At 28.9% G+C, this 20,959-nt stretch carries 23 protein-coding genes and 3 pseudogenes; 2 read left to right on the plus strand and 24 right to left on the minus strand.

The features are described 5' to 3' along the window. Window position 1: 1 nt before the first annotated feature. The 11 genes from CLPUN_RS02070 to CLPUN_RS02120 all read right to left on the minus strand — a co-directional run bounded on the left by CLPUN_RS02070 (window position 2) and on the right by CLPUN_RS02120 (window position 9,842). Complete coding sequence (locus CLPUN_RS02070; RefSeq protein WP_077845716.1) at window positions 2–892, minus strand: nucleoside hydrolase; 891 nt, start codon at window positions 890–892, stop codon at window positions 2–4. 73 nt (window positions 893–965) lie between these two features. Then, the gene (locus CLPUN_RS02075; protein WP_077845717.1) at window positions 966–1,172 is read right to left on the minus strand and encodes a hypothetical protein; all 207 of its coding nucleotides are present in this window, start codon (window positions 1,170–1,172) and stop codon (window positions 966–968) included. Between the two features lie 41 nt (window positions 1,173–1,213). Continuing rightward, window positions 1,214–2,794 carry a glycoside hydrolase family 43 protein gene (locus CLPUN_RS02080; protein WP_158078676.1) on the minus strand — a complete coding sequence of 527 codons (1,581 nt, stop codon included), beginning with the start codon at window positions 2,792–2,794 and terminating at the stop codon, window positions 1,214–1,216. Window positions 2,795–2,909: 115 nt separating this feature from the next. After that, window positions 2,910–3,725, minus strand: coding sequence for a Cof-type HAD-IIB family hydrolase (locus CLPUN_RS02085; protein WP_077845719.1), 816 nt, complete (start codon window positions 3,723–3,725; stop codon window positions 2,910–2,912). Window position 3,726: 1 nt separating this feature from the next. Continuing rightward, on the minus strand, window positions 3,727–4,863 hold the full coding sequence (locus CLPUN_RS02090; protein ID WP_077845720.1) for a glycoside hydrolase family 88 protein: 1,137 nt from the start codon (window positions 4,861–4,863) through the stop codon (window positions 3,727–3,729). 57 nt (window positions 4,864–4,920) lie between these two features. Continuing rightward, window positions 4,921–5,754 (minus strand): PTS system mannose/fructose/sorbose family transporter subunit IID, encoded by an 834-nt coding sequence (locus CLPUN_RS02095; RefSeq protein WP_077845721.1) that lies wholly within the window; start codon window positions 5,752–5,754, stop codon window positions 4,921–4,923. After that, on the minus strand, window positions 5,747–6,601 hold the full coding sequence (locus CLPUN_RS02100; RefSeq protein ID WP_077845722.1) for a PTS mannose/fructose/sorbose/N-acetylgalactosamine transporter subunit IIC: 855 nt from the start codon (window positions 6,599–6,601) through the stop codon (window positions 5,747–5,749). The genes CLPUN_RS02095 and CLPUN_RS02100 overlap by 8 nt, the downstream gene beginning before the upstream one ends. A 1-nt stretch (window position 6,602) precedes the next feature. Beyond that, window positions 6,603–7,094: a PTS sugar transporter subunit IIB gene (locus CLPUN_RS02105; RefSeq protein ID WP_077845723.1), complete on the minus strand. Its 492-nt coding sequence runs from the start codon at window positions 7,092–7,094 to the stop codon at window positions 6,603–6,605. Between the two features lie 23 nt (window positions 7,095–7,117). Then, on the minus strand, window positions 7,118–7,546 hold the full coding sequence (locus CLPUN_RS02110) for a PTS sugar transporter subunit IIA (RefSeq protein ID WP_077845724.1): 429 nt from the start codon (window positions 7,544–7,546) through the stop codon (window positions 7,118–7,120). A 561-nt stretch (window positions 7,547–8,107) separates the two neighbouring features. After that, window positions 8,108–8,362 carry a DUF6171 family protein gene (locus tag CLPUN_RS02115; protein WP_077845725.1) on the minus strand — a complete coding sequence of 85 codons (255 nt, stop codon included), beginning with the start codon at window positions 8,360–8,362 and terminating at the stop codon, window positions 8,108–8,110. 1 nt (window position 8,363) lies between these two features. Continuing rightward, the gene (locus tag CLPUN_RS02120; protein WP_077845726.1) at window positions 8,364–9,842 is read right to left on the minus strand and encodes an alpha-N-arabinofuranosidase; all 1,479 of its coding nucleotides are present in this window, start codon (window positions 9,840–9,842) and stop codon (window positions 8,364–8,366) included. Between the two features lie 247 nt (window positions 9,843–10,089). On the opposite strand from CLPUN_RS02120, the gene CLPUN_RS02125 reads away from it, so the two are divergent. Both CLPUN_RS02125 and CLPUN_RS02130 read left to right on the plus strand, forming a co-directional pair. Then, window positions 10,090–10,734, plus strand: coding sequence for a hypothetical protein (locus tag CLPUN_RS02125; protein ID WP_077845727.1), 645 nt, complete (start codon window positions 10,090–10,092; stop codon window positions 10,732–10,734). 203 nt (window positions 10,735–10,937) lie between these two features. Then, window positions 10,938–11,861 carry an ArsR/SmtB family transcription factor gene (locus CLPUN_RS02130; protein WP_077845728.1) on the plus strand — a complete coding sequence of 308 codons (924 nt, stop codon included), beginning with the start codon at window positions 10,938–10,940 and terminating at the stop codon, window positions 11,859–11,861. 143 nt (window positions 11,862–12,004) lie between these two features. Here CLPUN_RS02130 and CLPUN_RS02135 read toward each other — a convergent pair. The 13 genes and pseudogenes from CLPUN_RS02135 to CLPUN_RS02190 all read right to left on the minus strand — a co-directional run. After that, a pseudogene (locus tag CLPUN_RS02135) lies at window positions 12,005–12,685 on the minus strand (Cof-type HAD-IIB family hydrolase); the annotation flags it as partial. A gap of 57 nt (window positions 12,686–12,742) precedes the next feature. Then, a complete protein-coding gene (locus CLPUN_RS02140) occupies window positions 12,743–13,498 on the minus strand; it encodes a DeoR/GlpR family DNA-binding transcription regulator (protein ID WP_077845730.1) in 756 nt (251 codons plus the stop codon). 194 nt (window positions 13,499–13,692) lie between these two features. Further along, window positions 13,693–14,004, minus strand: a pseudogene (locus CLPUN_RS02145) (TIM barrel protein); the annotation flags it as partial. Window positions 14,005–14,245: 241 nt separating this feature from the next. After that, complete coding sequence (locus CLPUN_RS02150; protein ID WP_077845731.1) at window positions 14,246–15,280, minus strand: hypothetical protein; 1,035 nt, start codon at window positions 15,278–15,280, stop codon at window positions 14,246–14,248. Window positions 15,281–15,319: 39 nt separating this feature from the next. Then, window positions 15,320–15,511, minus strand: coding sequence for a hypothetical protein (locus CLPUN_RS02155; protein ID WP_077845732.1), 192 nt, complete (start codon window positions 15,509–15,511; stop codon window positions 15,320–15,322). Window positions 15,512–15,766: 255 nt separating this feature from the next. Beyond that, entirely contained in the window at window positions 15,767–16,120 is a 354-nt protein-coding gene (locus CLPUN_RS02160) for a hypothetical protein (protein ID WP_077845733.1), read from the minus strand. Window positions 16,121–16,737: 617 nt separating this feature from the next. After that, window positions 16,738–17,187: a MarR family winged helix-turn-helix transcriptional regulator gene (locus CLPUN_RS02165; RefSeq protein WP_077845734.1), complete on the minus strand. Its 450-nt coding sequence runs from the start codon at window positions 17,185–17,187 to the stop codon at window positions 16,738–16,740. Between the two features lie 27 nt (window positions 17,188–17,214). After that, window positions 17,215–17,840: pseudogene (locus CLPUN_RS02170) on the minus strand (class I SAM-dependent methyltransferase). A 390-nt stretch (window positions 17,841–18,230) separates the two neighbouring features. Continuing rightward, window positions 18,231–19,157: a ketopantoate reductase family protein gene (locus CLPUN_RS02175; RefSeq protein ID WP_077845735.1), complete on the minus strand. Its 927-nt coding sequence runs from the start codon at window positions 19,155–19,157 to the stop codon at window positions 18,231–18,233. Next, window positions 19,157–19,792 carry a TetR/AcrR family transcriptional regulator gene (locus CLPUN_RS02180; RefSeq protein WP_077845736.1) on the minus strand — a complete coding sequence of 212 codons (636 nt, stop codon included), beginning with the start codon at window positions 19,790–19,792 and terminating at the stop codon, window positions 19,157–19,159. Before CLPUN_RS02180 ends, CLPUN_RS02175 begins: the two co-directional genes overlap by 1 nt. A gap of 81 nt (window positions 19,793–19,873) precedes the next feature. Further along, entirely contained in the window at window positions 19,874–20,035 is a 162-nt protein-coding gene (locus CLPUN_RS27415) for a hypothetical protein (RefSeq protein ID WP_158078677.1), read from the minus strand. Between the two features lie 48 nt (window positions 20,036–20,083). After that, window positions 20,084–20,404 carry a hypothetical protein gene (locus CLPUN_RS02185; protein WP_158078678.1) on the minus strand — a complete coding sequence of 107 codons (321 nt, stop codon included), beginning with the start codon at window positions 20,402–20,404 and terminating at the stop codon, window positions 20,084–20,086. Window positions 20,405–20,421: 17 nt separating this feature from the next. Then, window positions 20,422–20,841 carry a hypothetical protein gene (locus tag CLPUN_RS02190; RefSeq protein ID WP_077845738.1) on the minus strand — a complete coding sequence of 140 codons (420 nt, stop codon included), beginning with the start codon at window positions 20,839–20,841 and terminating at the stop codon, window positions 20,422–20,424. Between the last annotated feature and the right edge of the window lie 118 nt (window positions 20,842–20,959).

Raw genomic sequence — 20,959 nt, forward strand, 5'->3', positions numbered from 1 at the left:
ACTAAATCTCTCCTCTTGCGAACAATTCCAGTTTTGCAAACATATCTTCCAAAATAAAACGTACATTTAAAGTATGATATACTCTTATATCTCTATTTTTACCAGTATAAGTGTATTTAAAATCTTCAGTTACATAAGGAGCTTCAATAATGTCATAGTATCCTTTTTGTTCTTCTAACAATACGCCTACTGCTGGTGAATCCCCAAGTATCCATGCTTCTGTATTAATCCATGGCTTAATGTGAATATTCTCATTAATAAACTCTATCATCTGTTGTATTAGATAATTACCTAATTCTCCTTGAGTTTTTACTTTAATCATTAGCTCGGCCATACTAGCTACCATTGTTTTATAAGCATTACTTGGAATCTGCCACATGTTTGCAGTAGAGTTAAAGACAATGTTTGCTGCTAAAATATCATTTCCTAGATTAAATTCTGGACTTCCTTCTGGATAACGCCCACCTCCAATCCAGACAATATTCACTTTATCTTGAATTTCAGGATACTCTTGCAGCGCACAGGCCATATCAGTAATAGCTCCTAAAAAGATAATGTATAAAGGATGAGAATCATCTTTTAACGCTTCTTCTACAATCAACCTAGCGCCTTCAGAATACTCATATTCAGTTTCAGACTTCATTTTTTTGACTGAACCTTTCACAACTGGAAATTTTCCTTCTTGTTTTGTTAATTTAACTATCAATTTACATTCTTCGTAGCTTTTTATCATTGAATTTTCTCTACCAAAATGTGCTCCAATAATTCCTTTTACAATAAATTTTTCCGACAGTAATGCCTGTACTATAGCAAATTGATCATCTGCTTCATTTTTAGCATCACTATTAATAATTAGTCTTATTTTTCGATTATCTGGTACATTAATTTTCATGTTCTTTCCCTCTCGATATACATATATATCTTAGAATTACTTTATATTTTAATTACTAATGTATTTAGTTGATTCATTCTTTCATGATACTTTTAGACTTGTTCACAGAATTCTTGATGAAGTTAACTATAACATCATCTAGTTCTTTACTTAGATCTACTAAATCTTTATATTCTTCTTTACTACTATCCCTTAAAATTTTAACAGCTTCCATATTAAGCTTATCTCTTAAATTTTCTAATTTTTCTTCAAGCGTAAATATCTCTTTTGCTTTATCCAAAATATCCCTCCTTAAAATATTATTCATGATACTTAATATATTTATTCTTTTATTTGCTTAAACCAATTAAACATAGCTGAAGTATCCTTATTAAATGCATCAATAGCTGTAATCCCGCAAACTGCACCTGTATATGCCCAGCCAGCTGCATACTCATCACTTAAAATTGAAGCATCTAAAACTGGCTCAATAGCTTTATATTCCTTATCATCACAAGCATAATAAAACTGTAAATTTTCCTGTTCAACTTTAGCCTTCAGATAAATATTTTTTATACTGTTCTCAACGTATATATAATTCCCCTTCAACGGTTCATTAAATGAAAGGTTATCATTAGTTAAAATATTAATTATTCTTTTCTTTGCCTTCTCATCATATCCAACATATAAGAAATGCCAGACTTTTGTATTATAATAACAAGTTAATCCTGCCATTTGTGAATAGTGATATGGGTTAAACTGCACACAAGTTTCTGAAGACAATTTAAAACTCTCCCACTTTCTAGCAATTAAAGATTGGTCATGTAAAGAAGTTAATGAATCGCCACCTTTAATAATTAGTCCATTATTAGTTAGTTTAACTTTTCTGTCAAAAGGTGTTCGAAGAGACATCCATCCTTCTTTAACCATATCCATGTCAATATTAAAGTTTGTTTCATATACCGTTGATTTCTCTTGTTTTTCCTTAGCACACTTTGGTGCTTCTACCTCCAATGCTGGAGTATTATTTCCTTGAATCATACGTGGCCATCCATCAATCCACTCTAACTTTTGTAGTGCAGTTTCACGTCCTAATACACATACATCTTTATTATTTAAATAACGTGCACACAAATGTGTCATGTACCATTCACCATCATCTGTTTCTACAAAATTTCCATGTCCTGATTTCTTCAATATAGTATCTTTCACCCATGCTGTGATTAATGGGTGATATGGTGAGACTTCATATGGCCCCCAAATACTTTTAGCTCTTGCAACACAAATAGAATGGTGTCTTCCAGTTCCTCCTTCTGCTGCAATAATGTAATAATAGTCATCTTTTTTTATAATATGAGGTCCTTCTGAGCCACCTGTCCCACTGCCTGGAAATACTATCTTTGACTCTCCAACCATTCCTTTTTCGAAATCAAATTCTTGAAGTATTAATCCATTAAATTTATTATGTCCTTCTAATGGACGTGGATCCCATTGTGGATTTATAACATAATGTTTTCCATCTTCATGATACATAGATGGATCAAATCCAGATCCATTAATAAATACTGGTTTACTCCAAGGACCCTCAATGCTTTTTGATGTTATTACATAGTTATAAACATCTTTAAAATATCCATCTATTTGTTTAGCAATTGTATAAACTAAATAGAAATTATCTTCATAGAAAGATAAAGCTGGTGCCCAAATCCCAGCAGAGTCTTGAATTCCTTTTAAATCTAAATATTCAATATTATTTAATGGAACACATTTAAGCTCCCAGTTTACTAAATCAGAAGACTCATAAATTTGTACTCCTGGAAACCATTCAAAAGTAGAAGTAGCAATATAATATTTACCATTTCCTTTACAAATACATGGATCAGGGTTAAAACCTTTTAAAATTGGATTTTCTATTTTAATCATAAAATTATTCCTCCTAAAAATATAAAGGAAGAAAGATGTTTTAACCATCCATCTTCCTTTTTTTATTTAATCCCAACTAAAAAATAACAGATAAACATACTTTTTTGCTTGTGTTTTATCTTAATACATAATCGTAAATAACCTTAGCAACACCACATTCATCATTTGACAAAGTCACAGTATCACATATTTCTAATAATTCTTCACAGGAATTAGCCATTGCAACGCCTAGACCAGCTGTTTTAATCATATCAATATCATTTTCATTATCCCCAATGCAGATAACTTCTGATAAGTCTATGCTTAAATACTTTGCTAAATCTCTTACGCCCTTTGCTTTGTTAATGCCTTTTATATTTACATCAATATAGTGAGTGTCTGACTTTGCCACATCAAAAAGTTTTATACCTTCTAATTCTTTTCTGACTTTTTGGTAGGTATTATCATCTTCTTCTCTTATACTTACTTTTAGCAATATACCACTATGTTTTTTTAGTTCATTTTCTAATTCACCATTATTACAAACAACTACTTTTCTTTGTTTAACTACAGATTTTTCAATAGCTTTAAGCCATCCGCCCTCTGGTTCTTTATTAGTTACATTGAATGTAGGCGTTGCAAAAAAAGATCTTACATCATACTTTTCAACAATTTTACGAATAATCTCTACTTGACTATCATTAAATGCATATCTTGAGATTTCATTATTCCCATCAACTATATAAGAACCATTTAAACAAATTCCATAACCTTCTATTCCCAAATCGCGTAATATTTCTTGTACAGATGCTGGTGCTCTTCCTGAGGCAATGGCTATTTTTAATCCTGCTTTCCAAGCCTCTTGAATCGCCTTTATATTTTCTCTTGGTAAATCCTTGTTCGAATTTACTAAAGTTCCGTCAACATCAATACAAATTAATTTATACTTCATGCTACCAAATTAAAATATCTTTATCTAACAATCTAAGTATTGCTTCTATAAAGAAATAATCTCCATAAATAATAGGTACATGACGGTCATGTTCAGTTTCGTAAGATCCTGATCCCATAGCGACAATAGAATCATAATTTATATCCCAGTTACAGAATTTTTCATCAGTTGCTTTTAAAATATTTATAGCAGCATCAATATAAAAATCTTTTTCCAGTTCAGGCACATTTTTAGCAATTTCCAACATTCCACAAGCTGCACACACACCAGCAGTAGAGTCCCAGTAAACTGGTTCTTTTGGTGCTCTAAAATCTACTATTGCAACATTTCCAGTCTTCTCTACATTAGCCATAAAGTAATGAGCCACTTTTTTAGCCGTTGCTAAATATTCTGGTTTTTTAGTGTAATGATAACTTAAAGCAAAACCATATATAGCCCAAGATTGTCCTCTTGACCAAGATGATCCTGATTCATAGCCTTGTCCTCCAGGTGTTTCTAACAATTCACCATTAGTAGGATCTAAAACAATAATATGATTACAAGATCCATCATCTCTAACTGTATTTTTCATAAGTGTATCAACATGATCCATTGCTAAATATGTAAAACGTGGATCACTAATAGTATCAGCTGCCCAATATAATAATGGAACATTCATCACGCTATCTACAATAACCCATCCTGATCTATCACGATTCCAAGAACGAATAAATTTTCCTCTAGGATTATATCTTCCAGCTAATAAATGTGCAGCATGCATTCCACGTGCCATTGATCTTTCATTCCCTGTAATACGATAATTGGCAACTGCTGAATGTAACCACATAAATCCAACATCATGATGAAGTCCAGTATATTTATCAAAAGCTTTATCTAATTTTGCTTCTACACCTTCAGCAGCTGTTTTATATTTTTCTTCTCCAGTAACATGATACATTTGCCATAACATTCCTGGCCAAAAGCCATTTGTCCACCAAACTGTATCAGTTTCTGCTTTATCTTCTCTATACACACCATCTTCTGCAATGTATGGAATTTTATCTCCTATACGATCACATTCTGCTGACATTTTATCTTTAATTTTCTTAAAGGTTTGGTCTAGCCATTTTATATTTTCTTCATTAATGTTATGTTTCATAATTATTCCTCCATTATAAAGAATGCGAGGCAGTAAGTACACCTCGCATAAATTTTACTATTTTGTAATCCCAGTAAGTGTAAACACTATAGCAGCTATAAATATTGCAACTAATGCTCTAACAGGTTTGTTTTTCTTACGTAAGTATGCAAAACAAATCATTGTCAATGATAATGGTAATAATCCTGGTAATATTTGATCAAACACCGCTTGTAAGTTAAACTTTGCACCTCCAAAGTCTGCTACATAAGATGTTTTGAAGTTAACAAATTGAGCTGACATAGCACCTACCATCATTAAACCTAAAACTTGAAATCCCTTTGTAAATGCTGCTATTTTTCCAGTTTTCATAGCATCAGCTACAAATGAACTTCCTAATTTATACCCATATACACCGCCAAACCAACGAATTAGCATATTAGGTACATTAAATACTAATAAGAAAAGAAGTGGTCCTAAAATTGATCCTTGTTGACAGAAACCTAAAGCAATACCAGTGGCAACAATTCTTAATGCTCCTGTGTAAATTGAATCACCTATCCCAGCAAAAGGTCCCATTAGTGATACTTTAACTGCTTCAATTGAATGTGAATCAAATTCTTCCCCTCTCTCTAATGTTGCTTTACGCTCTTCTTCCATAGAAATCGTTAATGCAAATATAAATGGCGACATTCCTGTATTTGTATTAAAGAAATCTTGATTTCTTGACATTGCTTCATAAAATTCAGGTGTTTCTTTACCATAGATATCTTCTAAGAATGGTATCATTGTCCATCCATAAGTTGTTCCTTGTTGTTTTGTATAAGATGTACAGAACATTAAGAACATGCTTCTCCAAAATACTTTTCTAACCAGCTTCTTTGCTTTTTTATCTAATACAATTTTACTCATTGAAGAAATCCTCACTTTCATCTCCATTTGATACTGTTACAGTTTCTTTTTTAGTTTTTCTCAATTCTGAATATATTACGAGCGCAGCTACTATAGCTCCAATAAATGATATTTGCACCAAAGATAACATTTTAGTAGAAGCACCTGTTAATTGAATAGCTCCATCTACAAGCTTAGCACCTGTTGTATTGTTATAGAAGAAGAAGGCTCCTAAAGCAAATCCTGCGAAATAATATGCTGCAGAACTTGTTTCCCATAATGATTTTAATAATAATGCCATACCTACAGCTGGTAACATACCTGCAGCAACTGTCATTGAAGCTTGTACCCAAGATGGAATTGCACTGATTAACGCCTTAACAGCATCAGTACCAGCTAAAATTGCAAAGAATCCTAACAAGAAGTAAGCTGTCTCAAAACAAATAATTTGAATTAACCATAATCTTTTAAAACCTTTTATGTTTTTATGTTTAATATAACTTTCAAACTTTGGCACTATAGATGTTACAACTATTTTCATAGAAGAATACAATAATGTTCCAAGCATTGAAATTGGTACTGCAAGTACAATAGCTTCTTCAATACTAGTTCCTAAAATCATTGCAAATGCTGCACCAAAAATTGAACCTAATGTAAAATCAGATGGCATAACTCCACCTAAACTAACATTACCTAAGAAAACTAGTTCTAATTGGGCAGCCATAATAATACCTTCAACTGGATGACCTAATAAAATACCTAATAATGATACACAAGCAATTGGTCTTTGAAAAGCTGTACCGCCCCACCAGTCAAAAAATTTTGCAAGCATTACTACTAATCCTACAATAAGTGCGTTCATTAACATTTTATTTCCCTCCTAATAATTGTTTTAATGATTGTTTTTGATCACTTGGTAAAGGTTGATATTCAAAATCATATCCCATGTCAAATATTTTATTGAAAGTTTCTTTGTCTTCGTTAGTCACATATACTGTATCAGTTAGTTTTTCTTTTTCAGATAAAGCTCCACCAATACGTCCATAGTTCGCTAAATTTAATAATGGCTTTTCATTAACTCCTTGAAGTACTTCATAAATATCCTTTGGATTATTACTTAACACTAAAATTTTCATACTTGCAGCTCTAGGGTCATTTAATAACTCTACTGCTTTTTGAACCGGTAAAATAAATGCCTTTATTCCTGCTGGAGCAGCCATCTTTAAAGCACTTGATTGCATGTCATTTGCTGCAATTTTATCATTTGCAACTACAATTCTGCTGATACCTAATTGCTTACTCCACATTACTGCTACTTGACCGTGAATTAAACGGTCATCAATTCTAACCATTGAAATCATATTTATCTCTCCTTTTTTACTTTTTAGAAAAAGTTTTCATCTGAATTACTATTTTGCGAGCTTGCAAAGTTTTGAGATACATTTATAATACCTTCTTTGCAGCTTTCTATTGCTTCTGCAATCATTTCATCACTTACTGGAGCAGATGCAAGTACCATTTCAATAACAAGTGCTATATTCATACCACTAATTAATTTAACATTAGGTAAACCTGTTAAGCTTGTACATCCATTACAAACGCTTCCTCCAAATAAATCTGCAATTATGACATATTGTGTTTCAGTATTTGCTTTTGCTTCTACTTCAATTTCATCTACAATAGTTGAATAATGTTCACCAGGCATCATTCCATAACATGACAAAGTTTCATTTTTCCCAATAATCATTTGAGCAGAATGCATCATACCTTCTGATAATTTACCATGTGATACTAGAATAACTTTTTTATCCAAATTAAAAATCACCGCTTTCTTTATAACCTTATTGTCATATTAAAGGTATTAATTTAAATTTAAAATTTGCCTTTTAGTACATCTCCTTCTTTATCTATTAAAAATTTAAATAATATATAAGCAAAAATTAATTTAATATTATCCTTCGTATACTTATTTATTAAGCAATTGCCATGCCAATTTTTGTCGACACTATAAATAATAATTATAAATTGTGATTTAAACATTGAAAAACAGGCATTTCACTGTGATTCTTATCTTTTTAGATATCTCTCCCATTCTATAATTTTAGACACTTTGTTTTAGATTCCATATATTCTTAGACACAAAAAACTAATATTAAAGATTCATAAAAATATTTTTTTTAATTCACCACATCAATATACCTTATATAGGCTATGAAATAATTATTACAAAAACAATAGGAGAGACTAATCTAGACTTAAATAAAGCCTATACTAGTCTCTCCTATTATTTTTAACATTATAAGTATTTTATATTTGATTTCTTTTTTATGCTCATCTCTTATATAAGAAACTTATCTTTAATGTACGTTACTCTCTACCAATGCTTGTCTATATCAGGGCAATAATTCTTCTTAACAGCAGCTCGCATTTCCACAAAACAACCACAAATCTTACACATTCCATTGATTAAATTATCACATTCCTTACATATATCAAGTCTTCTCTTATATTCTTCCTCTTCTGTTTTAAAGTGCTTATCTAAATTTTTAATATAATCCTGCAAATGCTTATATTCTTTTTCTTCAAAAACCTCATCTAATAAACATCGTCTACAAAATCTTTGACTCATATTATTCTATAACAAAGTGAATTACACTACATTTAGGAATCTTAAAGTCAATTCCTTTACCAGTAATCTTAAAGTCTTTAAATTCTTGTGCTTTTACTATTTCTGGCTCATCAAAAGTATTATAAGCACCCATTTCATTTGTTAAAATAGTAGCTTTTACAGTTTTAATTTCTTTTTCTATAAAAATACCTTCAATATCATAACCATCAGAAATAGATAGATTGTTTATAGTAACATTAATTCTACCTTCTGCATCTACTGATACTGATTCATGTAAATTAGGAACTTGATTTTCCTCTTCAACCCCAATATTTTCAGTATCTATATGGCTTTCAACAAGCGTTGCATCTTGATGGTTTTTATACATATTAAATACATGATAAGTTGGAGTTAATATCATCTTTTCTCCTTCTGTTAAAATAACAGATTGAAGTACATTTACTAATTGAGCAATATTTGCCATCTTAACTCTATCACAATTTTTGTTAAAGATATTTAGGTTAATACCTGCGACTAGTGCATCTCTCATAGTATTTTGTTGATATAAGAAACCTGGATTAGTACCTACTTCAACATCAAACCAAGTTCCCCATTCATCAACTATTAATCCAACTTTCTTTTCTGGGTCATATTGATCCATTATAGCACCATGTCTATAAATTAATTCTTCCATTTTTAATGTCTTCTTAAGAGTTATATACCAATCTTTTTCATTGAAGCCTGTTGCTGCTCCCTTTCCTGTCCAAAATTCTCCTGGAATTGTGTAATAATGAAGAGATAATCCATCCATAAAATTACCTGCAACCTTCATCACACCTTCAGTCCAATTATAGTCATCTACATTAGCTCCACAAGCTATCTTATAAAGTTTATTATCAGCATAATTTCTGCAGAAAGTTTGATATCTTCTATATTCATTAGCATAATGTTCTGGTGTCATATTGCCACCACAACCCCAGCTCTCATTACCAACACCAAAATATTTTACTTTCCAAGCTTCTTCATTACCATTTTTCTTTCTAAGATCAGCCATTGGAGATACACCTTCAAATGTTAGGTATTCAACCCATTCAGACATTTCTTGAACTGTACCACTTCCTACATTTCCATTAATATATGGTTCACATTCAAGCTGTCTACATAATTCCATAAATTCATGAGTACCAAAGCTATTATCTTCTACTACTCCCCCCCAGTGAGTATTAATCATTTTTTTGCGATTTTCCTTTGGTCCAATTCCATCTTTCCAATGATATTCATCAGCAAAACATCCACCTGGCCAACGAAGCACTGGTATTTTCATTTCTTTTAATGCTTGTACTACATCATTTCTCATACCATTTGTATTAGGAATTTTAGAATTTTCACCTACATATAATCCTTCGTATATACATCTTCCTAGATGTTCTGAAAAGTGTCCATAGATTTCCTTGTTAATCTTTCCTTTTTTATCGTGTACATTTACAAATAATTTGCTCATAATATCCTCCTTTTATTTAAGTAAATACTTTAATATTTAAGTTTATAATGTAATTATTCATAATATAACATTTTCTATTATAGTAGTCAAACGTTTTCTAAATAATTGTGAAAGTTTATAAAAACTATTTTTTTATATATTTTTATATTAACTTTTTCCTTTTATTTAAACTTTAGTAGGTATATAATTACTATTAAATATAAATTCACAAGAAAAATATTTTGTTTAACACATAGGAGGAATTTCAATGGATCGTACTATATCCCTGCGTGAGGGGCTAGCAAATAAAACTTTTAAAGAAAAATTGGATTATATATGGACTTATTACAAACTTCATATATTAAGCATTTTAATTCTAATTTTTTTTGTAGGTTCTTACATATCTTCTCAAATAAATAGACAAGAGGTATATTGTAATATTACCTATGTTGGTAATTCAATTAATGCAGACGAATTGACTCCTGCAAAAGACAAACTTAATGATATCTTATTAAATAATAATAAAAAATCAGTTATAACTTTTGATTCAATATTTACTGATGACAAGTCAAATGCAGGACTTGCTATGACTCAAAAGTTACATGTGAATATTGCGGCTCAGCAAATAGATATTGCAATTGTAAATAAAGAATTTTTTGAGCAAAACTTTTCTTCTGAAATGTTTTTAAACTTGGAATCCCTTAATGGATTCTCCACACTACCTTTATCAAATCATGAATTAATAAAAAAGACTGATAGTAATGGTACTAATGGAATTTACGGCATACATGTTAAGAATTTAAAGCTTTTAAATGATATTCATTTTTCTAATGATGATAATGTTCTTGTGGTAATTTCTAATACTGAACATAAAGATGCTGTTGTTAATGTATTAAAGACATTCTTAGCTTAAAAAACTTAAGTGTATATATTTTAAAGCTATAATTTTCTAACTGAAAATTATAGCTGCCAATAAATCCAAATTAACTAAATTTAATTTGAAATTCTTTATTAAATATATCTAATTTCAAATTAAAATCGAGTATATATGCTGATTTACAAACCTTATATTTTCTGCTATGATACATTTATTATTTACACGGAAAGGATAAATTTATGCTACATTTTGAATCTATGAGAGCTGCCAGTGAAATGTTTAAAGCACTAAGTGCACCTATGCGTCTTAAAATAATGGAAATTTTATATGAAGATGGTGATAAAAACTTAAATGACTTAGCTAATATGCTTGATTTAACTAATAGTGCTATCTCGCTTCATATAAAAAAGTTAGAAGAAGTTGGTTTAATAGAAATTCATACTATGTCTGGAAAGCGTGGTTCTATGAAAATTTGCAAACCACTTCATGATATTATGATAATTGATTTATTACCTAAAAAAATAGATGTTTCTTCATACCAAGATGAAATTGGTATAGGTTATTATTCTAATTGCCAAATAACAGCTACTTGTGGTATCTCAACTAAAGATAATATCATCGGTGAATTTGATGATCCACGTTACTTTTTATTTCCAGAGCATTTTGGAGCATCTATTCTTTGGTTTACCACTGGATTTATAGAATATAATTTACCAAATCGTTTAACTGCTGGTCAAAAATTAACAGAACTTCAACTTTCTTTTGAAATTTCATCTGAAAGCCCTGGTTATAATGAAGATTATCCATCTGATATTCATTTTTCTATTAATAATATAAACTTAGGCTATTGGGTAAGTCCTGGAGATTTTGGTGCTAGACGTGGAAGATTGACTCCTGCTTGGTGGCCTGAAATCTGTAATCAGTATGGAAGACTTAAAACTTTGTCAATTAACAAAAATGGAACGTTTATTGATGGCGGATATCAAATTTCTAAAACTACAATTGATGATCTTAACTTAGATTACACCAGCACTATTTCTTTCCGTTTTTCTGTTCCTAAAGATACGAAAAATGTTGGAGGCTTCACATTGTTTGGAGAAGGCTTTGGAGATTATAATCAATCTATTAAAATGCAGACTTTTTATGAAATGAACGAATCATAATTATTTAATTTTCTATTTTTGTTGCCTATAATTTAAAGCAAACAATAAATATTCTTACCGTTCCAGTAATTATAGAGAAACTCAAGCAATTACTATGAGAAATTGCTTGAATTTCTGCAATTTATGGAGAATTAATCTTCAGGTTATAAAATAACATATTTTTTTAGTGCTGCTGCCACTTCATCTTTATCATTTGTTAAAGTCACATCATTTCCATGCTTTTTAACCTCTTCTGGTGCATTCCCCATAGCTATTCCGAGCCCAGCATATTCGAGCATGTCTATATCATTATAATTATCACCCATTGCTATTATTTCTGATTTATCTACATTAAATTTCTTTTGTAAAATATTAATTGCAGATGTTTTTGATGATTTTGTTGGCATGATTTCTACGTATGTTGGTTTTGATGGATATATGTTTAAATCAATAGCTTTAGTGCCTTTTTTTAATAAATCTATTTTATCTGGAGCTGCCATACATAAAATTTTATTTGGTCCAGTCCCTTCATTTTTCCATATTTCTATTAATTCCTTAAAGTTTGTTACTCTAGGAATAATATTTGTTATATCACTTTCTTGTTTAGCCCAATAATCTATTTCTTCTATATACCATTCATCATCTTTATATAAGCTAATGTGTATATTATGATCACAAGCTAACTTGTATATTTCTTCAAGATTAAAAATATCTATATTTTCTTTAGCTAATGTCTTATTATCCTCATCTAGAATCAAAGCTCCACTGTAACAAATAATTGGTTGCTTAATTCCAAGTTCCTTTTGTAAAAATGTTATTCCCTTAGGCATTCTAGCTGGAACTAAATTAATTTCTTATTTTAATAATTCTTTCCCTTATTATTGCTTAATAATCCTGCATAATTACTTAGTAATAATTAATTTAATATCATATGCCTCTATAATATCTACAAAAGCAGTCGGAGGTATTTTATCAGTTATAATAACATCTATTTGTTCCCATTTCGCACCTCTGTAATAGCTTAAACATTTAAATTTCTCATATTCAGCAAGAATAATTACTATATCAGATTTTTTTACAGCTGCTTGTTTAATTAAAGCATCTTCTTCATCAACATAATAAATGCCATCTTCTGTTATAGCTGCTGCTCCAAGTATTGCTACATCAAATCTTATTCCATCAAAATACTTTACATAATCTGCTTTATAAAAGAATCTATTTCTTTTATTAAGATATCCCCCGATAGAATTTACATCTACATTTTCCTTTTCTGAAAGTATCTCAATATTATCAAGGGAATGAGTAAGTACCCAAATAGATTGGTTTATCTCTTTTGCTAAAAAACTTACTATTGTAGATACATCAAAAAAGTAATGTTTTCCTTCTTCAATAAATTCTATTGCTCTTTTAGCAATACTTTTTTTCTCTTCCGAATAAGCTTCAATTCTCTCTCTATATTCTTTAATAGTGTTTTTTAAAACAGGTAAGCTAAGTCCTCCATGAGTACGAATTGCAGTTCCCTGATTTATGAGTTTTACAATATCACGACGTGCAGTATCCCTTGATACATTGAACATTTGACAAATATCGTGAATAGACATGTAATTATGTTCATTTAAATATTCTAATACTTTTAAAAGTCTTTCATCTTGATACATTTGATCACCTGCTTCCTAAAATTAAATACATTTATGTAAGTATTTTCTCTTCAATTATAAGTAATTATAAGTTATTTTTCAATATTTTTAATTATATTTAAGTTGTTTTATTTTTATGATTATAAAAAAGACTATATATGTGCTTAAAACATCATATATAGTCTATGTATTTTCTATATTAATTTTTTACAATTCTATTTATCCGTTTTATAAAGACTTTTTAATAATTCAATTTCTTTTCCGTGACCTTCAAGCTCATTTGGTGTCTCAAGAAAAAATGGCAAATCACGTAGTTTAGGATGATTGATAATATTAGAAATTGCATCTAAACCAAGAGAGCCTTCTCCAATTTTTGCATGTCTATCCTTATGGCTCTCAAATACATTCATGCTATCATTTAAATGTATGGCTAATAGTTTATCTAAACCAATTATTTTATCAAATTGTTCTAAAACTCCATCTAAATCATTAACAATGTCATATCCAGCATCATATACATGACAAGTGAACTAGGATTAGATTTATACTCCAATTAATCTTATTTACACCTTAAATATATTACATTATACCCAAATAAATATTCGTCATCTTTAATAAAATAATATACTTATTTTTATAGAGTGTCAAATTCAATCTGAACGAAAAAAAATAAGTCAAGAATATATTTCTATACTCCTGCCTAAAAATAAAAAGAACTCAGTAACGCTTGTACACTCTTACTAAGTTCTTTTTTAATAATCTTAAAATTTAATATACATTGAAACCATCATTATGATTATATGAAAGCCCAAATGTTGAAAATGTGAAAGCTCCATTTTGAGATTGACTAGGGCTCTTATATTCTACTAGCTGTGGAGTTTCTAATACGTCTCCGCTACCACTATAATAATCACCACCAAATGCTTGTTGTTTAGCTATTAGCTGTACATGACCAGAACCAATTCCACCAGAATCCAATTTGTATTTTGTTGATACATCTGGCGATAAATTAACTGTAAATGCTCCAATTGCAATTGATACATTTGTGCTACCCGATGAGACTTTCTTACCATCACGAGGAGCATAATCATTTACTTTAGCATCATCAGGCACACCTACATAAGTATACATTGAATAAACTTGAGAGAAATTACAATTACATGTAAAGTCCCCATAATTTAATCCCCAAGTACGATCCGGCTTATAATAATAAGTTTTAGCTGATACTTCAACAGTTGCATCAGTATATGTGTATGTTGCACCATCACCGCCTTCAATCTTATAATCTCCTGTTGTAACTGGAGTAGATACTCCCAAAAGACTTCCTTTTGAAACTTCAGCAGATACACTTGCTCCTGTTGTAACTTGATTAGATAAGCTTAGAGAGTTGTCTCCTATTTCAGTTATTTTTTTAATTTTTGGAACTGAATCTTTTAATTCAGTAGATTGATACCCTCTATATAATGATAAATCTCTCATATACTTATTATTATTCTCTTTATTATCACAAAATATAAAATTGAATAGATATGAATCATCATATTTTTCTACTTTTATTCCTTTTAAAATAGAATCTCCAGTTTGTTTAAATCTAGAACCTATTTTAATATCTAGTAAATTGCATATATCTTCTTTACTTATATTATCACTAACAAATACAACTGGTTGTCCAGTATTTAATACTTTTTTAGCTAATTTAATATTCTCTTTGTTATTTTTAACTGAATCATATTCTATTATAAGACCGTCTTTTACCATATCATCACTTATATTAATTCCATCAGTTGACTTTTGTACGTCCATCACCTCCCTCTTAGCATCTTTATTTGTTGATTCCTTTTTTTAAACTGACGAGTTCAATGTTGTTTGCTTAGAACTTCCATCCTCATCGCTAATCACTATTTTTTCCATAGGAGTAGCTCCTATATATAGTAGTTTATTATTTATACTTTTAGTTGTTGCTAATGCACTCACTGGTGCAACACAAGTAGCTATTATACATGAAATAGCTATTAAAGAAACTATTTTTTTCATAGTTCTCCCCCCTTTTCTTTTTACAGTTTAACATATATATGTACAATCTCCCAATATATTACATCGATTGAATTAGAAACCATATATTTTATAACAACATTTATTTTCAAGGTATTGTATTAAAGGCTTTAATAAAACAGAAAAGAGCTGTCACAAATGTAACAACTCAATCTATTATCCTTCACATAAATTTGATTTATAATATAAAAATCATAAATTTCATAAAACTATATTTCTTAAATTTAAGGAATAGTTTTAATTAAAATGTTTCTTTAATACTTTTAATTTGTCATTATAAACCCCATCAGTAAAATATCCCATATCTCTCAATTCCTTTAATATTTTTTCATATTTTTCATATTGTTTATTAATTTTAGGATTATATTTTTCCTTATTATAAATATTTATTATTTCTTTAAGTTCACTTTCATTAACAACTCCTATGTCAAGTAAATTTTTTAATCCAAAATTAATTTCATTGCTAACTACATTATTAAAATTTTTTTTTGAATTATCTATTAAAGGTTTTATTGCAAATCTAACAGAAAAGTAAATTATGCTAAATAGAAAAAAAACACTCACAATAATTGAAATTATAATCATATCCACCCTATTTTATCTCCTTCCATATCTATACTCAATTGTATAAATTATATATTTTCATCAAAATCCCTCTTTAAATAAATATATATACCACACTTTTGGGCTAGTCGTTTCTCTCTAGCTCATGCTGTAACCTCAATCCTTCTGTTGAATCACATTGACTACATTTATGTTGAATTTTATTTCCCTTTATTTCTTGCCATTCTTCAGTTTCCCATACCTTTGTTTTATTCTCAAATAAGTTACTACCTATTTTAAATTGGTCGATTTCATCAATTTATCAGTCTTGACTAATAAATTTTCTTAATATTTTGCTAATTTCATATTATAACCCCTCTCAGTTTCCTTATTATTTATCATTTTACTATATTATGTAATTTAGGTCAAAAAAACAAAGGTAGCAGACAAGATTTTTCACCTATCTACTACCCTTTAGAACGATAACAAAAAAATTTTTAGGTACTGTTTAGCTCCAACAGTTACTCCTAACATTAATCAGTTAACTTTATCCCCTATGCCTCTTACTATAACGTTAAAATTAAACTTTTATAATGTATTGTCTATATAGTTTTTAAAGCTTTATTAAATTATCATTAATACTTAATTCTAGTTTCTTCTTTTTATCATATACTAGAAATATTCCCTACAATCTTTCTTAGCAATTTTAAGAAATCTTCCCTCTCTTCATAAGTGTCTAATGAAATTATTATATTCCCATAAACTTCTTCTTCAAATTTAATATGCTCATCTTGTGCTACTTTACCTTTTTCAGTAAGTTCTAATTTGTAAGAGCGTCTATCTCTTTTACTAATAGCTCTAATAACAAAATTACGCTTTTCTAATTTATCTATTATACTAGTCAGTGTACTTTTAGGAATATTTAATGCTTCTAAAATATCTTTTATAATAACCTCATCTTTTTCGGAAATAATTCTAATTATAGCTAGTTCATTAGTACTAAGTCCTTGTATATTGGAATATCTTGATTCTATATCTTTATAATTAGACTCTACCAACATACGATGCCACAATATATTTAATTCATTTACTTGTCTTTTGCATTCTTTATCCATGATTGTCACTCCAAAATTTATTTCTGTTTATGTTCTTATTTTAGCATTAATAGCAAAGCTCTTGCAATTAATCTTTTTAAATTCAAATGGTTCAAAATCACACTTTACTAGAAGTGCTTCAATTTCTTTCTTAGAATATATTCTATAATCACCTTTCTTAGATACCTTACAAAATAGATTTAATATTTGTTTAAGAATTACTGGTGCTGTTGGTTCTCCAATAATTAATATCCCCTTATTTTTTAATACTCTTTTTATTTCTGATAAAACTTTTTCAGGATTTGGATAATGATGAAATGATGCATTACATACAACCACATCAAAAAAATTCTCTTTCCAAGGTATATATTCTGAGTCACCAACTTTTAACTCAGCCTTATTCTCAAGATTTTTATTAGCCATTTCTATCATTTTTTCCGAGATATCTAGCCCATATAAACTCAATTCTTCATTTGCACAAAGCTTCATCAACACATTGCCTGTACCACATCCAACATCTAATAATTTTCTAGGACTTTCACTCATTATCCTACTAATAATTTCGCCATACATTGGAGCTACAAACTTTCCGTCACCACTTTCATCATAAAATTCAGCGTACCTATTAAAATTCATTTTGAATTTTCCTTAAAAATATTTTTATTACTTTCCATAAATAAACCTCCTCAAAAAATAATCCCACATAAGTATAATACCATATAAGTATAGTTCTATATACGTACTATATTTGTATATTACTACTATCAAAAGAAGATTTCAACTATTTTATTATATATATTTCTAAATAATAAATTATTTACTATAAAAATAGTCTTAATAGCATTCGTTGCAGGTAACTATTAAAGTTCTAACTCTCTCACTTTTTTTATAAACTTCACATTTATTTATAGTATTGTTAGTCCTAAAATATTTGATACACGATAAAATATCAATTTTATTACATATAACTTACCTCCTTTAAATAGAAAAAAGGAATACCCAAAGCTTTTATTGTTCTAAGTATTCCATCTTAATTTATCATTAATTTTTAATATTTACTTATATTATAATAGCTTCATAAGTTCTTTCATATTTGTCATATCAATTCCTATTTCCTTACCTAATTCAAACATTTGTTTAAAATTATCATTCATTTCATCGATCGCCAGCAATGCATGAGCTGTATAGCGTTGCATTATAGAGTTTTCCTCAAAGTTTTTCTTAAACATTGGATATAAATTAGAAAAGGACATTTTGAACATTTCAACTTCAGGATATTGTGATAAGTCAACACCCCTTTTTTCACATAAATTATAACATTCATTCATTGCTTTAAAGCAAGTTTCCACTAATTCTTCATCTTCTAGATATCTGATAATATCATTGTACTTTGAAAGTCCAACTCCAATTGGACTTGCTCCTACATTATGAATCCATAACCAATGAAGTACATTGCTTGGAATTTCAGGTATAATTCCACACGTTTTAAACATCTCAATTGCGTTATCAAGTAATGGCTTTTGCTCTTCATATACTGCACCTAACATAACATCATTTCCTACATTACCCCAAAGCAAATTACCTTTAAATGTTCCTCCGCCTCCAGCATATCCCATAATATATTGTTCTTTCTTTAATAACTTATCAATTTTATCCGTTCCACTCCAATTTAAAGTAAATAGTAAATAATTAGCATTGGGTGTTTGCTTTATTAATGTTTCTAGTATATTTTTTAATTGATAAGTATTTACTGGCACTATTATCAAATCATAATCACAATCTACTCTAGATATACATTTGTATGTGTACTCTCCAGTTGTATACATATTTTCTTCTTTTTCACGTTCATCAATAATATCATAAAGTATATTTCTTTCATTCATAATCTTAAGTTTATCTTCACGAACAAAATGTATAACTTCGTGGTATTTTGAAAGAGCATGTCCATAAAGTGTTCCTATTACCCCTGTTCCTACTATTAAAATTTTCATTACTTATCCTCCAATTTAAATGACCTACTAATAAAATTAAATATATTTTCTTTCATACCCAAAGTGCATGTAAGAATTTCCTCAAATGCAATAACTTTTGAAACCATTTTTTCTAAGTCCCACTCAAATAAATTTACATCTAAATAAAAATTAGAAAGTGTTAAAATCATTTCTGCCGTTTCAAAGGGATATTTTACATTAAAAATTCCATCTTCAACTCCTTGGCATATTATTTCAGCATAAATAGGTGAAAATTGTTTAATTATATTTACCATCAACTTTTGATGAAATATTATATTTGACGAAGAATGCATCTTTTCATTCTGTTTACTATTATCTTTAGCAATTCTACTACCTATTAAAATAATTTTCTTAAGTCTTTCATCAGCCCTTATTTTTTTTGTATCTTCTTTGCTTATTTGACTAATCCAATGTTTAACCTTCATTTCTATAGCCGCATTTGCACATTCTTCCTTTGAATTAAAATAATGATAAAATGCACCTTTTGAAATATTTAGTGAATGAATTATAAATGCAAGTGTAGTATTTTCATAGCCATTTGAAATAAATATATCCCATATTAATTCCAGTAATTCATTTCTTTTGTTATCAAAATTCTTATTTGTTCTTGACATAAAACCCCCTTATAATTAAACCGACCATCGGTTTAATTATAAGGGTATATTCTATATTTTGTCAATATTCTTTCTCAACTTCTATCCAATATTAATAATTCCATCTAATTCTTTATATTCTTTCGAGTTTTTGTACAATTCATCACGAATAATACTTTTACTAATATCAACCTTTAAAACTGATTCCATAGTTTGATAAAAGAATCCAACCTCTTCATCATACTCCTTATATCCAGAAAACATTTTATTGGGAATCCGCTCTTTATATAATAGATACTCTAGTAAATCCTCTTAATTAGTGATTTTAAAATAATATTGGTATTTAAATTTTTCTTTCAATTCTTGATTAAGTATATCATTATATCTTATAGGTTCGTAATGTATCAACAATATGCTTTTGTTATCTTTATATTTTAGCCCCAACGCAAAAGGTAGCCTATACACAAATTCTAAACCACCAAATAATTTAGTTATTACATCAATAGGAATACTTATCTCAAAATTATCTTTAATTCTCACTAATGCTATCTCACATTTATTGTCTATATAAGACATATACTTTTTTTCAATGTTATTCATTTCTATGCTAAGAACCTTTTTCCCATAATCCATATCTAAATTTAACTTATTTATATCCAACAACTCATATATTTCTTTATATTTTTTTTATATTTCTCGTCTAAGTTCTCATAATTGTTAAATTGTAAAACTACCATATTACTATTTTGATTAAAAGTGATTCCAACAACACATGATGGCATATATTTTGAACCTAATAACTCTTTGAATTGAGAGCACTTTAAAATTACTGTCAAAAACTCATATTCATCATAGTAAATTTTAATTATCTCCTGTTTATATTTACTTATTAACTCTATAAACTTATCATCTATATCTTGTATTTGCCTTTCCATAACTAATGCTTTGTTAGATTTTTTTACATTCTTTTCATTGCACTTTTTAATTTTTGCTTTATTACCTCTTTCCTTTATACTAACTGACTTCCAACTTTCCTCTATATTAAATTTTATATCATCAACATTACACATATCGATAAAGGGTTTGACTTTCTTGGCTGGACATTTAAGAAATACAGTGGAAAATTAATAGTGAAACCTTCTAAAATTTCTATTAAAAACATAATTAGGAGATGCTCAACAATAATCC

This window comes from Clostridium puniceum (assembly GCF_002006345.1).
GTDB lineage: Bacteria > Bacillota > Clostridia > Clostridiales > Clostridiaceae > Clostridium > Clostridium puniceum.

Coding starts and splice junctions, on each gene's coding strand:
- CLPUN_RS02070 (WP_077845716.1), bottom strand. CDS start 892: ATGAAAATTAATGTACCAGATAATCGAAAAATAAGACTAATTATTAAT.
- CLPUN_RS02080 (WP_158078676.1), bottom strand. CDS start 2,794: ATGATTAAAATAGAAAATCCAATTTTAAAAGGTTTTAACCCTGATCCA.
- CLPUN_RS02085 (WP_077845719.1), bottom strand. CDS start 3,725: ATGAAGTATAAATTAATTTGTATTGATGTTGACGGAACTTTAGTAAAT.
- CLPUN_RS02090 (WP_077845720.1), bottom strand. CDS start 4,863: ATGAAACATAACATTAATGAAGAAAATATAAAATGGCTAGACCAAACC.
- CLPUN_RS02095 (WP_077845721.1), bottom strand. CDS start 5,754: ATGAGTAAAATTGTATTAGATAAAAAAGCAAAGAAGCTGGTTAGAAAA.
- CLPUN_RS02100 (WP_077845722.1), bottom strand. CDS start 6,601: ATGTTAATGAACGCACTTATTGTAGGATTAGTAGTAATGCTTGCAAAA.
- CLPUN_RS02105 (WP_077845723.1), bottom strand. CDS start 7,094: ATGATTTCAATGGTTAGAATTGATGACCGTTTAATTCACGGTCAAGTA.
- CLPUN_RS02115 (WP_077845725.1), bottom strand. CDS start 8,362: ATGAGTCAAAGATTTTGTAGACGATGTTTATTAGATGAGGTTTTTGAA.
- CLPUN_RS02120 (WP_077845726.1), bottom strand. CDS start 9,842: ATGAGCAAATTATTTGTAAATGTACACGATAAAAAAGGAAAGATTAAC.
- CLPUN_RS02125 (WP_077845727.1), top strand. CDS start 10,090: ATGGATCGTACTATATCCCTGCGTGAGGGGCTAGCAAATAAAACTTTT.
- CLPUN_RS02130 (WP_077845728.1), top strand. CDS start 10,938: ATGCTACATTTTGAATCTATGAGAGCTGCCAGTGAAATGTTTAAAGCA.
- CLPUN_RS02140 (WP_077845730.1), bottom strand. CDS start 13,498: ATGTATCAAGATGAAAGACTTTTAAAAGTATTAGAATATTTAAATGAA.
- CLPUN_RS02150 (WP_077845731.1), bottom strand. CDS start 15,280: ATGGACGTACAAAAGTCAACTGATGGAATTAATATAAGTGATGATATG.
- CLPUN_RS02155 (WP_077845732.1), bottom strand. CDS start 15,511: ATGAAAAAAATAGTTTCTTTAATAGCTATTTCATGTATAATAGCTACT.
- CLPUN_RS02165 (WP_077845734.1), bottom strand. CDS start 17,187: ATGGATAAAGAATGCAAAAGACAAGTAAATGAATTAAATATATTGTGG.
- CLPUN_RS02175 (WP_077845735.1), bottom strand. CDS start 19,157: ATGAAAATTTTAATAGTAGGAACAGGGGTAATAGGAACACTTTATGGA.
- CLPUN_RS02180 (WP_077845736.1), bottom strand. CDS start 19,792: ATGTCAAGAACAAATAAGAATTTTGATAACAAAAGAAATGAATTACTG.
- CLPUN_RS27415 (WP_158078677.1), bottom strand. CDS start 20,035: ATGTTTTCTGGATATAAGGAGTATGATGAAGAGGTTGGATTCTTTTAT.
- CLPUN_RS02185 (WP_158078678.1), bottom strand. CDS start 20,404: ATGGATTATGGGAAAAAGGTTCTTAGCATAGAAATGAATAACATTGAA.
- CLPUN_RS02190 (WP_077845738.1), bottom strand. CDS start 20,841: ATGTGTAATGTTGATGATATAAAATTTAATATAGAGGAAAGTTGGAAG.